At 45.6% G+C, this 15198-nt stretch carries 9 protein-coding genes and 1 pseudogene; 5 read left to right on the forward strand and 5 right to left on the reverse strand.

Annotated elements, in window-relative coordinates:
* Positions 1 to 332: 332 nt before the first annotated feature.
* The gene (locus tag MKX30_RS17220; protein WP_341063140.1) at positions 333 to 848 is read left to right on the forward strand and encodes a hypothetical protein; all 516 of its coding nucleotides are present in this window, start codon (positions 333 to 335) and stop codon (positions 846 to 848) included.
* Positions 849 to 986: 138 nt separating this feature from the next.
* Positions 987 to 2465: a recombinase family protein gene (locus MKX30_RS17225; RefSeq protein WP_341063142.1), complete on the forward strand. Its 1479-nt coding sequence runs from the start codon at positions 987 to 989 to the stop codon at positions 2463 to 2465.
* 21 nt (positions 2466 to 2486) lie between these two features.
* On the opposite strand, the pseudogene MKX30_RS17230 reads toward MKX30_RS17225, so the two are convergent.
* The 5 genes and pseudogenes from MKX30_RS17230 to MKX30_RS17250 form a co-directional block, all read right to left on the reverse strand.
* Positions 2487 to 3908: pseudogene (locus tag MKX30_RS17230) on the reverse strand (DEAD/DEAH box helicase); the annotation flags it as partial.
* A gap of 200 nt (positions 3909 to 4108) precedes the next feature.
* Positions 4109 to 4549, reverse strand: coding sequence for a hypothetical protein (locus MKX30_RS17235; RefSeq protein ID WP_025719114.1), 441 nt, complete (start codon positions 4547 to 4549; stop codon positions 4109 to 4111).
* Between the two features lie 169 nt (positions 4550 to 4718).
* Positions 4719 to 5441, reverse strand: coding sequence for a response regulator (locus MKX30_RS17240; RefSeq protein ID WP_007432713.1), 723 nt, complete (start codon positions 5439 to 5441; stop codon positions 4719 to 4721).
* Positions 5442 to 5445: 4 nt separating this feature from the next.
* Positions 5446 to 6606: a sensor histidine kinase gene (locus MKX30_RS17245; RefSeq protein ID WP_013312293.1), complete on the reverse strand. Its 1161-nt coding sequence runs from the start codon at positions 6604 to 6606 to the stop codon at positions 5446 to 5448.
* 47 nt (positions 6607 to 6653) lie between these two features.
* Entirely contained in the window at positions 6654 to 9371 is a 2718-nt protein-coding gene (locus tag MKX30_RS17250) for a stalk domain-containing protein (RefSeq protein WP_068938905.1), read from the reverse strand.
* Positions 9372 to 9637: 266 nt separating this feature from the next.
* On the opposite strand from MKX30_RS17250, the gene MKX30_RS17255 reads away from it, so the two are divergent.
* The 3 genes from MKX30_RS17255 to MKX30_RS17265 are packed head-to-tail and all read left to right on the forward strand — an operon-like array spanning position 9638 to position 15119.
* Positions 9638 to 11047 (forward strand): efflux RND transporter periplasmic adaptor subunit, encoded by a 1410-nt coding sequence (locus tag MKX30_RS17255; RefSeq protein ID WP_341063144.1) that lies wholly within the window; start codon positions 9638 to 9640, stop codon positions 11045 to 11047.
* The gene (locus tag MKX30_RS17260) at positions 11044 to 14160 is read left to right on the forward strand and encodes an efflux RND transporter permease subunit (RefSeq protein WP_068938909.1); all 3117 of its coding nucleotides are present in this window, start codon (positions 11044 to 11046) and stop codon (positions 14158 to 14160) included. Before MKX30_RS17255 ends, MKX30_RS17260 begins: the two co-directional genes overlap by 4 nt.
* 56 nt (positions 14161 to 14216) lie before the next feature.
* Positions 14217 to 15119 (forward strand): TetR/AcrR family transcriptional regulator, encoded by a 903-nt coding sequence (locus MKX30_RS17265; RefSeq protein ID WP_028542162.1) that lies wholly within the window; start codon positions 14217 to 14219, stop codon positions 15117 to 15119.
* The last annotated feature ends 79 nt before the right edge of the window (positions 15120 to 15198 follow it).

Raw genomic sequence — 15198 nt, forward strand, 5'->3', positions numbered from 1 at the left:
CGGGTTCAACCTTTCTATTTGTTGTGGCTCTACTCTCTCATCATTTTTAGATCTGTCTGTACTACTCATGATGGTCACTTCCAATCTTTCGTTCAATATCTGGATTAATTTCATGTTTTGCACAGTATAATTGTATACGTTAGTACTCAACCTATTGTTTCAAGAATCTAGGAGACTTCGTTTTTTTGCACTATTGACAATTACATTATATATCCCCATTCCTTACATGAAAAAAAGGATTTTTAGGAAATCATTCGACAATTTTTGTCATCGCGCAAATATTTACAAGATAACATGAGCAAATCCCCCAACCGATGGGGTTAGTAATAAGGATGATTTTGGTGGTTATCATAATCGTAGTTATTCTTTTAGCCATATTGTTTGGGAAGGGAATTAGAAATTTATTCTCACTTGCTTTCATAGGTATATTTACTATTTTCTTATGGGAAATTGCCTGGTGGGGGAAAGTTATAGACTTAATTCTAGCCCTTATTTTTTTTGTCCCTATAATCAATGGTCTCATACAGGGATTCCGTACACCAAAGGTTGTGGATACTGTTCCCTCAAAACCAAATGGCACAAAGCATGTTGTTAAAAAAGTCGAAGTGAAACCACGTGAAAAAGCTCAGACTTCTTTTTTATCTGACTTCAATTTAATTGAGATAGCAGTGCCATATGGGGACATTGATTTGAGTAAAATAAACATCACAATGGTGTCCAAAACTTTACTAAAACGAATTTCTTATTTCAAGGAACTTCAGCAGGAAAGTTGTGAGTACATGCCTGCTCGCAAAACCCCTACATCAAGTAAAACTGGATCTGAAATTTCACTAACAAAGCAATCATAAATAATGTTTTTGAGATGAAAACAAATGAAATTCCTAATCGTTTGCTGTTTCGATACAATTATTATGCACAAGACGCCCGCAAGGGCTTTTCTTTTAGTTCATCATCAGAACAAACATTCGTGATATATGGGGGACATTATGAAAGCAGCAATATACATCCGGGTGAGTACAGATGAGCAGGCTAATGAAGGCTTTAGCATTGAGGCTCAGAAACGCCGTCTTTTGGCCTACGCAGATTCGCAGGACTGGGAGATAGCTGAGGTCTATATAGATGATGGATGGTCTGCAAAGGATCTGAAGCGGCCTGAGATGCAACGCATGATGAAAGACGTTAGTAATAAATTGTTTGATGTGGTCTTGGTCTACAAATTGGATCGCATGACACGTTCCTCGACAGACTGTGATCAGCTTCTTAAGCTTTTTGAGGCCAATTCAGTCAAGTTCCAATCCTGTACAGAGTCATTTGAAACCAGAACAGCAACAGGAAGACTTTTCATTCGTCTTGTGGCTGATATAGCCCAATGGGAGCGTGAGAATACAGCCGAACGCGTGCGCTTCGGCATGGAGCAAATGGTTATGGAAGGACGTCGTCCTGGTGGCCCAATTCCTTATGGATATGGTAAGGACGAAACAATAATTGAGGATGAAGCAGCCGTGCTGCATCTGTTGCGCACGATATACATGGGTGGAGATGGGATAAAGGCAGTAGCGGTTAAATTAAATGGAATGGGACTACTTAGAAGAGGATATAAGTGGACAGCATTTTCTGTTTGGTATTCCCTCGATAACCCTTACTATGCCGGTAAGCTTCGTTATGGCTCTAAAAAGGCAAACGGCAAGTATGCAAGTCGAAAAAAGGAAGGCGTAGTGGATCTTATATTTCAGGATTCTAATCATCCCAAAATTTTTACTTGGGAGGAATATGAAGAGCACAAAGCAGAAATGCACCGTCGCTCGTTTACTGGACATTCTAAAGTACGTGAATATTGGTTTTCTGGTGTGCTAATCTGTGGAAGATGCGGTGCGAAAATGAGTGGACGCTATCACCAGAATAAGCGTAAAGATGGCAGCTACAATAAAATAACTTCTTATATGTGTGTTAGTCGGCAAACCGGAAAGGGTTGCGATATGCCCATGTTTAGACAGGAACTGGTCGAAAAGCTGGTGATGGAATGGATAGAGGGAATTTCGCTGGACCATGATCAAATAAAAGAAGTTGCAGTTACTAAAGAAATTTCTCCTGTAGAATCTCAGCGTGAAATCTTGTTGAAAGAGCTGGAGAAAGTCAAAGAACGACGTAAAAAGTGGCAGCGTATGTACGCTGATGATCTGATCGATGAAAGTGAGCTTCGAGCCCACAATTCTGACGAGCGCCAAAACGAAGTTGCTATTTTGGCACAATTAGATCAACTTCCTTTGGAGCCCAAAAACGAATCTGAACCGTTAGATATACTTTTTGAGCTTCCTGATCTTTGGGCTGTTATAAATGACATAGAGAAACATGAACTGATCTTGGAAATGTTCAAAGAGATCGAGTTATACACTGATGTTGTAAAACCTCACGGACGCAAGGGGCATTTTATCCCTGCTGAAATAAAGAGAGTGGTTTACAGATAATCGTGTGTAGATTGTTATCTATGGTAACGCGTCAATCTCGTCAATCACAACCAAGTCAAAGGCTTGACGATAACGCAATAGCTGGTGTGTCGTTGCCAGTGTCAGCTGTCCCCTTTGCCAGCGTTCTACGCTCCCCCCATAGAGCGTCACCATGCTCACATTGGGAAAAGCAATGGCCAAACGAGGCGCTAACTCAAGTACCACATCGCGGCGTGGTGTTGCCACAAGTGCCGTCCCTCCGTGGTCCAACACATATTGCAAGAGCGGAAACATCATTTCCGTCTTGCCTGCGCCTGTTACAGCCCAGAGCAGAAAACGTTCTACCGTAATAACGTGCCCTTGCCGATCAGCGCTATACCTTGCACCTTCGCCAGGTTTTGGCGAAGACTGCCTGCTGCGGGCAAGGGGGCTGCCCTGCGAAGCGGCAGCACCTGATCCCCGGCACGCAACCATGTCGCGCCGGAACAACGCCCGGAGCCCACGGCCTTCCGGGCGAAAACGTCCCTGCACTTCGCCGTGCGGTGCGGCCAAAAAGCGCAGCGCCGCTTCGGCGGCGGCACGCTGTGCAGGGCTCAGCCTCCAGCGGTCGAGTTCCGTCGCCGGGGCTGTGCCTGCTGTGTGTGGCAGGGCGGGTTTCGCTGCACCGCGCAGCAGCAGCGAGCATTCACGGCTGCGCCCCAGCGCGAGACATGTCTCGCAGTAAGCGCACGCCTTACGTCCGCACGACGCACAGCTCGTGCGGTGCACTAGCCCGCTGCCACAACGGTTGCAGCGGAGTTCATGCGTACGCGCGGCAGACCAGCGCGTACGTGGTGCTGGAGCGAGGCCAGCAGCAAAGCTGAGTCGGCCCTGCAGATATGCAAGCTGTGCAGCGGATCGCCAAGTACGCTCCAAACCTGGCGCTGCCTCTGCCAGTAGCGCTTCGGCTTCCGGAACGAGTAACTGGCGTCCTGACAACAAATTAACCAGCTCATTCGCTTGTCGTGTTAAACACTCCCTATCCAATCCATCAATTCCCGTGACGAGGCTCCTTTTTTGAATAGAACGTAAACCTCCGTTTGTTTCTCGTCCCTCATTCCTACTTTCTGTGCGAGAAGTCCACCCTTGTCCACCATCCCAAATGCATATATTTTCTACTCCTCCAGATAAAATCCGTTCTCCGTCAAAAGGCTCAGGAGCCAGTTCACTTTTTAGCTGTGCGAGAATATAAGCCCACCACTGCCGTTTTCCCCATCGCTCCATATCTGCTAATTCCTTAAATGTTTCGCACAGCTTTGTCCCCCAGGACAAGGGAAGCTCATCTCCTAATAACACCCATCTTTCGACAACATTCTCTTGTCCCTCATCTTGATTCATCCACCATGTCATATCTACTCGAATATCCACAGATAATCGGAGAGTCCAATTCCCTTTATACCTCACTGCATATACTGCAATTTTCACCTTCCCCTTCTCCTCCCATTCATGATTCTTGCGGTTCTTGTCACCCCAGAGAACAGCAAAAAAGCACACTCCTATGGCTAATAGCCTGAAGTGTGCTTCACATCAAGTAGATCTCAATGAGATCCCTGTCGTCTTGCCTATGCAACTGTTTATAAACATTTATATCCGATTTTGACCACGATGTCCACAATCCCCTGTCGCTAAGGAACAAGTGGGGCGTCCGCCAACGACTTGACCGTTCTAAGATCAATAACAACCTGCTTTTCACCGCCTGACTTCGGTAAGACCGGGTTCCCCGGTGAAAAACGACTTGAAATGACTGAAACATCCATATGACTATAGCGCACTAACCGTGTCAGAATCGGTAGCGTATCGTCCATAGATTCATCATCCAGTACTGTCACATGTAGCGGCCTCCGGTGTAGCCAGGCAAGTATGTTCAGCGAACGCATCACCCATTCCACACGATCTCCGTCATTGGACGTAATCACAATATAGCGAGTCGCACGATGACCCGGAGATATTGCGCGTGAATCTTCACCATTGTGATAAGCCTGAACCGCCTGTCGTATATACATAAGATGAACGACTGCGGCTCCCACACCGTATATAAGCAATATCCAAACCAAGTGAGCCGTCACGAGGGTTCCACCTCCTCCTATAGCGACAATATATGCCGTATAACAGGAAGAGGTGTCACGGTTATGTACTGGGTTTCCGTATGAGCGGACATATCGCTCCAAAAGAAAGGCGGTGCAGCATTCATATCTATTAGCAGCTACATCGTCTAATGCATGGAAAAACTACACTTTACAGCGTAACCCATCCATATTTGATTGAGTTAATAACTGCTTGTGTACGGTCATCAACCTCCATTTTTTGCAGAATGCTGCTGACATGGTTTTTGACCGTTTTCTCACTAATGAATAAATATTCACCGATCATCTTGTTGCTCTTACCTTCAGCCATCAGACGCAGCACTTCAGCTTCACGACGGGTCAATGGATTATTTTCACCTGCGACAAACTTCACGCCGGCTTCCTTGGTATGACCTTCAGCCATAGCCCCTGTTTCGTTCAAGTAGGTCATCCGGCGAAGCTGCTGAATGAGTTTACCCGTTACCTTCGGATGGATAAACGCATATCCTTCATGAACCGAACGAATTGCATTAATGAGGGACTCGGCCTCCATATCTTTTAACAAATAACCATTGGCTCCCTTGCGCAACGTCTCGAATACATAGCTTTCATCATCATGAATGGATAAAATGATAACTTTGACATCCGGGAACATCTCACGCAGTTTTTCGGTTGCCTCTACACCATTTTCAATTGGCATATTAATGTCCATAAGAACAATATCCGGTTTCTCTACGTTACAGAATTCCAACACTTGAATACCGTCGCCACATTCTCCGATGACCTCAATGTCGTCCTCCATATTCAAAATACGTTTAAGTCCTTCACGGAACAACTGATGATCGTCCGCTAAGAGAACTTTAATGGGTGCATTGCTAATTTCCTGATTTTCCATGTTGTTACTCCTTTCCCTTTTCCACGTTGGTTGGGATATGAATCACTATCTTGGTGCCTTGATTCTCAGCTGATTCGATCTCCATTCTCCCCTCGAGCAGTTCAACCCTTTCCCGCATACCAATCAGACCAAAATGCCCATGATCTTTGCTTTTTTGCTGAAAAAGCTCTGGCTTGAAGCCCAAACCATTATCCTGCACCACGATTTTTACAAGCTGCGCCTGATAGGTAATCTCAACAAGCACATAGGTAGGATAAGCATGCTTGGCAGCGTTGGTCAAAGCTTCCTGGATCAGACGGTAAATGGCTGCTTCCATCGCGGAAGAGAGACGGTGTTCCTTGCCCCTTGTTTCAAAAAGCGATCTAATCTTCGTTTTTTCTTCAAAATCCTGCACATATTTCCGGAGCGTCGGAATAAGTCCCAGGTCATCCAGGGCCATAGGACGCAAATTGAAAATGACCTTTCGCATTTCCTCAAGACTGGAGCGAACCTGTTTCTTCAAGTCTACTATTTCGTCCTGAACCATCTTAAATTCCTGCTTGGCGATCATTCTTTCCACAATTTCCGTCCTAAGCACTAGATGCGCAAGGAGCTGCGCAGGTCCATCGTGAATTTCACGGGATATGCGTTTGCGCTCCTCTTCCTGAGCTAAAATAATTTTCAGACCAATAAACTGCCGGTTTTTGGCCGATTCGATGATCCGCGTCACTTGTCCCAATTCGCCCGACAAATATTCCAGCACGACCCCCATCTGCGAACCGATGGTTTCGGCACGCTCGACAGAAGCCTCGACACTTTTGGCTCGCTTTTGAAGATCATCTCTTCTGGCTTTGAGATACATTTCCTTCTCACGGAAAATCATCACATCGAGTTGAAGCTGTGTTGCCTTCTCATAAGCCTGCTTGATATCCTCTTCCGAATAGCGAACGAAGTCACGGCTGACCTCAGTCAACCGAATGCGGGACCGCCGATAGTTCATTTCCAGCTGGTCCACCTTTTCGATCGTTTCTGCCGTTTCCTTCAAGACGCTCTGGAGCTCCTGATTTAACGTGACCAGCTCGGTCCGGGCCGTGTCCAATATTTCGAACATCTGATATTTGCTGTTCTCCATCACCTGGATGGCATTTTTAATGACTCGGTCTATGATATCGGCTTGAAAGTCCACAAATGTTCTACTCCAATCCTAGCATTTCAAGTATATATCATACCATATCATGACTGAAGGGTGATGGTCTTCGTTTCTTGTTCCCATTTTACAGTCATTCCTAACTGCTCAGACACGAGTCTTAACGGGACTAAAGTCCTGCCTCCTAGCACAACGGGTGCAACATCAGTGCTTTGACGCTTCCCGTTCAGAACAACTTCTTTTTTCCCTACGGTCAAATCCATCAGTACACCGCCGCGCATAATGGTGATCCGCTGATCGCCCGCATTCCATTTGGCTTGTCCGCCAAATGCGTCCAGTACATACTTGATCGGAACATACGTTGAACCATCGCGAGTCATCGGAGCGGCATCAATCGTGGTCGGCGTTCCGTTCACCGTCATTGATTTTTGCCCGATCGTCATTTGAGCTGTTCCTTTTTTGAGTCCTTCTGTACCGACCGTTCCCGGTGTATTAAAAGAAATATTATCAAAAGCAACATTGCCTGTTTTAGCGCGCTCGTCCTGACCCTCTGCCACATTGACCACATAAAGACGCTTCAGCTTCGCCGGATACGAAATATTCAAACCGCTCATATCTGCGTTAATGGTTTTCCAGCCGTTCCAGTCGATCACTTTAGCGAGATCAATATATGCTGTTTTGCCTTGAGCATCCTCTAGCTCTGCGCGCAGCCAGTTCAGACTCTTATCCCCTCTGACATCAATCGAGATGGAAGTAGCCGCCTGTTCAAGCGTTTTACCGGATGTGCCGTTCAATTGAGCGTAAGCATACATTTTACCACTGCCGTTCGTCATATCGTAGTTCAGCTCTAGCACTTTGGAATTGGCATGGTCGCCATCTCCTTGTACAACAGCCGCTGTGCCAGTAACACCTTCCACATTCGAAGTAAAATCAACCGAATACGAAACATTTTCGAAGTTCTCCCAGTTGTTTGTACTTGCTCCGCCAGCAGACAAGAAGACGACAGCGCTGAAACCATCATAGCGACCGATGGCATAGCCCGTTTTTACGCCTGCATCCACCGTATTTACCGTAAGCTGATTGTCCTTGACACTTCCCTTAAAGCCGATGAACTCCCATTTGAGCGCATCTGACGTAATGCTGACACTCTGTCCATCTTTTGTCTTTGCCGTTACCGGTACAGCGATTTTAGCTCCAGCGGTAAGCGAGCCAGTTCCAGTGCCTGCGGTAAGTGATGAAATTTCATCTGCTCCAAGCACCGTGACCTTGGTTGTAGCGCTGGCTGAGCCACTGGATGCCGTTAAAGTAGCCGTTCCTGGTTTGGCTCCCTTTACAACGCCGCCGCTCACTGATACAACAGCCGGATTGCTGGATTTCCACGTCACTTGTACTTTCGAGGTATCAAATGGATTGTAGTAGTTGTCATACCCTTTGAAGGAATAGCTTCCGGTCTGTCCAATCAGCAGCGTTTTATTGCCCTTGATGGTGAAGCCTTTGAGCGTTCCTTTAGGAGCATTGGTATATACCCCTACTCCATTTACAATACTACGTTGCTCTGTGCCATATTCTGTATTGAACGTAAGCCCCGCTGTCGTATCTCCCAAATCACGAGTCACCATGGTGGTAGAGCCGCCCCCGTCAAGGTTCATACCCTTCCAGACGCCAATATCTTTCATCAGCGTTTGCAGCTCGCTCAGGGATACACCAACGCTATTCCCATTCTTCTCAACAGCAATGACATAAGCGTAACGCTTGTCACGAGAATATCCCAGAGCTGTACGCGCACGCGTCCCGCCTATGCTTGTTGTGCTCCGGGAAAAAGAGGTTTTCTGGCCGTCATTTACTAATATGGTATGTCCACCAATCATCATTTGAAGGTTAGAAGGATCTACTTCACTCCCTGTCGATTTAACACGAAGATGATAACTCGTTTCTACCGTCTGTCCCACGGTCAGATGCGCTTTGGCATAATCAGCGGCTTTACCATGAGTACGTAAAATATAGCCATCCTGCGGAACGGTCATATTCAACGTAGCATTGTCGGAGACTTGTGTAACTACACCATTTTGTACCAATATCTCGGTGGGCGTTGTCGAACTGTTTTTGGGGCGCTCAATTGCTTTCCAAGCAGATGTATAAATATACATAGCATTAGAGTGACTATAGTTGCCCCCACTCGTCTCAGGGGAATACGAAGCCTTGTTCATCCCCGCCAAAGAGAAGGACGACCCATCTCCAGCTTTCACTGTACCTTCAAAAGTAAACTGCTCCACCATCGGAGAACCATCCTTGGTTACAGCAAAGGCATACATACCCGTTAAATCAGACGGAGTAGACATCAACACACCCTTGGATACTTGTCCACCGATCGGCGCTCCCTCGCTGGAAGTATTAAAATAATCCCCGTTTACACCAGCAACCGCCCCGGTCTCTTTTGCCATGCCACCTGTGCTCTGACGGGTCGTAAACTGTCCATTCTTCCCCGTCATGACATCCAGCTTAACGTACGGATTTTGCAAGTCCACTCGAATGATATCAGCCAGCGCTGTTCCTTTGGAACCTTTAAAACGATATTTCAATAATGTTGCACCCGAAGTAATGATCTCTTCGCCCAATTTTACAGTTGAACCAGAGGCTGCACTTGCGATTGGAGCAGACATCCAACCATTCAAGGGGATTAGAGCCCCAGTTCCAGCAACCGGACCGATCCATAATACCCCTGCCAGTGTTAACACGGCCCATCTTTTAGCGATTCCTCTGCCATTAACTTTCACTTCACTCTGTTTCTTATTACTTAAAAACATTTGGATAATAGCTCCCATCTTCAATGTATTCAAACGGTTTTGTTCCGCGCGTGTACTCTATCAATAAACAAAAAAATCCTCTTATGTTAATAGACTTATTATATAGGCAAAAGTTACGAAAATCCCGTCAACTAATTCATAAAATCTAAAACGATGAATTGACGAATGCAATATCGGCGCACTATAATACATTTGAACTTATTAGTTCAAATAATACTGGTTAGTTCACAACTCCAATTATGACCCTATCGGAAGGATTGATAATCATGAATAAACAACGGGCCATCATCATATTCACTTTATCCCTGAGCATCGCAATGACCGGATGTTCTACAGAAAAAAAAGATGCCGCTCTAGGTTCATCTGCACAGCCAACCGTTGTGCGCACCGCAATCGTCAAATCCACGCCACTTCATACGGCCTATAACTTGTCAGGCACTCTTCAGGCTTATGAGGAGAACACACTGGCTTTCCAAAATGGAGGCACTGTAGCCAGTGCATATCTCACTGTCGGTACTGCTGTACAGAAGGGCGCCGTTATTGCTAGTCTGGATGACGCTGACTACAAGCTTCAGGTGGCACAGGCGACAGCCTCCATCTTGGAGGCACAGGCTGGTATTGATAACGCACAGGCTAATTTACAGGCTGCTACCTCCGCGATTCAATCCGCCGATGCCGGCATTACAGGAGCTCGCGCGAATGTTAACAAGATCAATAAAGGCGCACGTGCTCAAGAGAAACAACAAGCGCAAGCTACTGTAGATAAGGCACAAAGCGCTTATAACAAGGCCAAGACGGATAGCGAGCGTACACAGAAGCTGTTTGAGGCAGGCGCTGCTACCGCATCAGATAATGAAAATGCTCGCCTGAATGCTACCGCAGCCCTGAAAGACCTGGAACAAGCCAAGGAATCCCTGTCCCTTTTGCTGGAAGGAGCCACAGCCGAAGATCATCAATCCGCCCAAGCTTCCTTTCAAGATGCGCTTGCAGGTAAAAGCAAAGCCCTTGCGGCCAGTGAACAGGCTGCAGCTTCCCAAAAACAAGCCCATGCCAACTACGAAAAAGCCCTTGTTGCCAAGGGGCAGGCAGAACTGGCACTTTCACGCACACGTCTAATCTCTCCTGTGAACGGTGTAATCTTAGACAAAATCGTGAATACAGGTGATTTGGTCGCGTCAGGGCAAGCCGTCTATCGCATAGGCTCCATCGACCGCCTCAAAGTAATGCTTCCTGTACCAGACAGTGAAATTAAGGATTGGAAAAAGGGTCAACAAGTAGAATTGGCGCTCTATGAAGAGACTCGTCAAGGTACGGTGTCTAACGTCTATCCTTCAACCAGCACCGACACGGGAAGGGTTAACGTAGAGATTGTTATAAACAATCCACAGCGAGACTGGTTACCCGGTCAGGTCATTAAAGCTGCTCAACAGGTGACCGACAAGAATGGGATTCTCGTTCCTGCCGAAGCAGTCATTAACACGGGAAGCAAGCCTTTTATTTTCAAAGACATTCAAGGAAAAGCTGTTAAAACCCCTGTGGAGCTTGGTAATCAGGTTGTAGATAATCAGTTGCAAATCGTATCGGGACTTCGTGAAGGCGAACGTATTATCGTTAAAGGGGCAGAAAACCTATTTGATGGAAATGCGATTCAGTCGGAAGAAGGCGGACGCCCATGATTGAGTACATCGTAAAAAAACGCAAAATTACATTGCTGTTTTTTGTCATGCTGATTTTGGTCGGAATCTTCGGCTTTTTCCAGTTACCACAGCAGGAAATGCCGGATGTCACCATACAGAATGCTATGGTAACAACAGTCTACCCTGGTGCTTCACCACAAAAAGTAGAACAAACCGTAACTAAAGAGCTGGAGAAACGCATTAAGGAAGTTGAAGGTGTTAAAACGATTAGTTCGACTTCTGGTAACGGATTCTCCTCAATTTTAATCGAATCCAAAAACGGAGTTGATCCTCAAACGGTTTGGGATGATATGCGTAAAAAAGTGCAAGATGCACAAGCTGATCTTCCTCAAGGCGCTGAAGTGCCTGTTGTAAATGACAAACTAACCAGCTCTTTTATTGGCTCCTATGCCCTAACAGCTGACTCTTCCGCACCACTGTATAAACTAAATGATTTAACAACAACTTGGAAAGACCAGCTTAATACCATTTCTGGCGTATCTAGCGTCAAATTCAATGGTCTCCCTGATCAAGAAGTACGTGTCCATATTGACAATCAGAAGCTTCAGCAATACCAACTGTCATGGGGACAAGTAGCTCAAGCGATCCAGTCTCAAATTGATCGGGTTCCTACTGGTAATATTGAATACAACGGACGTACCTATCAACTTATTGTTCGCGAAACCGAAAAAGCTGATGAATTGAATCAGGTCCTTTTGACACGCACCAAAGAAGGTAATCCTGTATATTTGAGAGATGTCGGCACAACGGAGCTGGCACATCCTAATACAGAATACTTTGCCTATGTAGAGGGTAAACCGGCCATTACGCTAAGTATTGGAGCAGAAACAGGCACAGACATCCCTTCTATGAGTGAAAAGGTCAATACCAAGCTCAAAGAGCTGGAGAAAACACTCCCCGCAGGTGTTCACTTTCAAACTCTTTTTGCACAAAAGGATCAGGTAAGCCATATCTTTGACGACTTAAAGCGTGAAACGATTCTTGCGATTGCGGCCGTTATTCTCGTTTGTATGTTGGGGCTGAATTTGCTCACCTCTGCATTTGTCGCACTGGCCATTCCTATTTCGGTTTCGATTGCCATTATCTTTTTGCCTATGTTCGGCATTACTCTAAATCAGATATCCGTTGTCGGTCTGATCATCGTACTGGGCATACTCGTGGATGATGCCGTGGTTGTAAATGATAATATTGAGCGTAGACTTACGGAATTAGGAGAATCGCCCTCAGTCGCAGCTGTAAAAGGTACCAAAGAGGTCATGCTTTCTATTTTGGTTGCAACTCTGGCCACCATCTCAGCTTTCGCGCCATTGTTGTTTCTTCCTGGAAATGTAGGTGCCTTTATTAAACCCATTCCTGCTATTGTCTCCCTGACCATGCTTGCCTCTATGATTATGTCGCTCACCATCATCCCTATTTTTCGAGAATGGTATGAGAAGCGCAGACAGGCTCGTCACCCTCAGGGTAAGTCTAAACCAGCAGGCTTGCTCGGCCAGCAGATTCATTCTTTAAATAAGCTCTATTCACAAAAACTGATGCCTAAGGTCATTCAGCGTCCCTTGTTGACAGCCATGGTCGGACTCATGCTTGGAACAGCCGCCTATGGATTAGTTCCCTTTACCTCAGTTGAACTTTTTCCTGAGTCGGAAGATCCTCATGTTGCACTAAATGTAAAAATGCCTGTAGGCACTTCAATTGCGGAAACCGACCAGGTCGTTAAAGACCTTGCAGGCTGGGTGAAAAAGCAACCTGAAACTTCCAAGGTCGTCTACAGCGCTGGAGGGACTGCCCCACAACTGTTTAGTGACATTAATAGTATGGGTGGAAATATTAGTTATAACGAAACGGTGGGGCAGATTGCTGTCGTCGGCAAAGAAAACGTATTCGATCTCAATACGACAGTTGATGCTTGGGAACAACATGTTAAGAAATCCTACCCTGGAGTTACAGTTACGATGTATGTTCCTCGTCTCGGGATTCCAGTGGGCAAGCCCGTTTCCATTCGTATCTCAGGTCAGAACCTGAATGAACTGCAAATCCTTGCCCAAAAAGCAAAGGAGCAGATCGCGACAGTAGAGGGCACAACAGGCATCGTGGATGATATAGGAATTGAACGATATGCATTGGAGCTTGAGGTCAACAAACAAGCGATGGATCAGTACCTGGTAAGCTACACAGATTTGACTCGCACCCTGCTTCTATTAAAAGAAGGAGCTCAAGTCAGCCAATTTGATACTGGAAACAGTCTGGTTGATATTAAAATGTATTTGAATCACAGTGACGAGGAGCCAAGTAAGCTTTTCCAACAATTAAGTGTAGTTAATACAGCTGGTAAGCAAATACCATTAAACCAGCTCGTCCAGATTAAGCCTTCATTTGCTATTCAGCAAATCAAGCATTACAATATGGAGCGGACGATTACGGTGGAAGCCGACTTGAACGGACGAACTGCAAGCGAAGCGATGGTTGACGTTGAAAGTAAGCTGGCGCAAATGAAGTTCCCAGAAGGCTACAAATGGGAGGTTGGTGGAGAAACCTCTGACCAATCGACCATATTCAAGGACTTAGGACAGCTAGCGATCGTTGTAGTCTTGCTCATTTTACTCTTGATTACCATGCAATTTTATTCCCTCTCCATTCCTATTATTATTATGACGACCGTGTATCTGGCAGCAGCCGGCGGGATTATTGGTATCTTCTTGACCGGTATGCCTATCGGTTTTATGAGCATCATGGGAATTATTGCTCTCGCGGGCATTGTTGTGCGGAATGGGATTGTGTTAATTGAATTTATCGAGGATGCACGCCATGAAGGAATGGAATTAAAGGAAGCCGTAATACAGGCAGCCGCCGCTCGCTTCAGACCGATTTTATTGACATCTTTGGCAGCTATTGTAGGTATGATTCCGTTAGCACTATTGGGAAGCCTGCTCTTTAAGCCACTGGCTTTTACCGTCATTTTCGGTTTGTTATTCTCGACCTTGTTAACCTTGTTTGTCGTGCCGTCCTTGTATATGATCATGGCCAAGTACAAGATGCGCCGTCAACTCAAAAGACAGCAGCACACAGTTATCACACGTGACCAACCTTTGTGAGGTATGAAGTGAATTCTTATGCTGCCGAGTTGGTCGGTCCCTAGGGGGAAGTATGTATGGAAAGTAAAAAAAATGATATTTTACAGGCGGCCATTCGGCTGTTCTCCAGAAAAGGCTATTATTCAACATCTGTTGAAGAAATCGCCAAAGAAAGTGGGATGGCGAAGGCATCCTTCTATAAATATTTTCAAGGAAAAGAAGAACTCCCTCTAGAAATGTGTATCATTCTGGAAAATAACATTGAACAAGACATCCGGGCTCTCTACAGTAAACCTGATCTTTCTAAGCACGATAAACTACATGGTTTTATTGTACTTTACTTGAAAAATCTCGTTGAAAACAAAGTGTATCTCATGATGGATCTTCCTGAGCCTTCCATGCTTATTTTTCAGAATGAACATCTCAATTACGCGTTCGAGAATCATGAATACAAATTGTACAAATGGGTTCGCGACTGTCTGATTGATATTTTTGGACCGAGCATTGAAGATCATGCATGGGATATGACCTTTGTACTTAAAAGCATTGTGTTTGAATATATTCGCTTCTTTGCCGATCGGATGAATGATGAAACGATTGAACATCTAACGCAGTTTATCATCTTCTTATCCAGTTCCTTGGCAACCAGCCTGAACAATGCTGATTCAGCTCCACATTTGTTCTGGAGCAAGCAAGGCTGGTTGCCTGAAAGTGCTCTAAGTAATCCCTTTGACCAAGGCCGTCAAATTAACAGCCTTCTCCACTCCTTGGAAGACAGTATACTGCTGTCTTCGTGGAGTTCAGAGGAGAAACAGGAGTGTCAGCAAATCTACGCTCATTTAAAGGAAGAGGCTCTGAAATCGAACCCTCAGAAAGGCCTCCTGAAAGCCCTTTTTGCGTATTTGGAGCAGTACAAGGAACTGCAAAAGGTTTGTCGTTTACTTAAAAATTTATTGGACCATGCACCGATATCCGAGTAGTCACTCAGCATTCGGTACATCCCAGCAAATTCATACTTAACAGTGAAACACATCAAAAAAAGACTGTTCATGCAAAGCA

Source organism: Paenibacillus sp. FSL P2-0173 (assembly GCF_038008045.1).
In the GTDB taxonomy this organism is placed as follows: domain Bacteria; phylum Bacillota; class Bacilli; order Paenibacillales; family Paenibacillaceae; genus Paenibacillus; species Paenibacillus polymyxa_B.

What these genes read in the sequence shown, in the direction of transcription:
- MKX30_RS17240 (WP_007432713.1), bottom strand. Translation starts at nt 5,441, where the DNA reads ATGGAAAATCAGGAAATTAGCAATGCACCCATTAAAGTTCTCTTAGCG.
- MKX30_RS17220 (WP_341063140.1), top strand. Translation starts at nt 333, where the DNA reads ATGATTTTGGTGGTTATCATAATCGTAGTTATTCTTTTAGCCATATTG.
- MKX30_RS17225 (WP_341063142.1), top strand. Translation starts at nt 987, where the DNA reads ATGAAAGCAGCAATATACATCCGGGTGAGTACAGATGAGCAGGCTAAT.
- MKX30_RS17250 (WP_068938905.1), bottom strand. Translation starts at nt 9,371, where the DNA reads ATGTTTTTAAGTAATAAGAAACAGAGTGAAGTGAAAGTTAATGGCAGA.
- MKX30_RS17255 (WP_341063144.1), top strand. Translation starts at nt 9,638, where the DNA reads ATGAATAAACAACGGGCCATCATCATATTCACTTTATCCCTGAGCATC.
- MKX30_RS17265 (WP_028542162.1), top strand. Translation starts at nt 14,217, where the DNA reads ATGGAAAGTAAAAAAAATGATATTTTACAGGCGGCCATTCGGCTGTTC.
- MKX30_RS17260 (WP_068938909.1), top strand. Translation starts at nt 11,044, where the DNA reads ATGATTGAGTACATCGTAAAAAAACGCAAAATTACATTGCTGTTTTTT.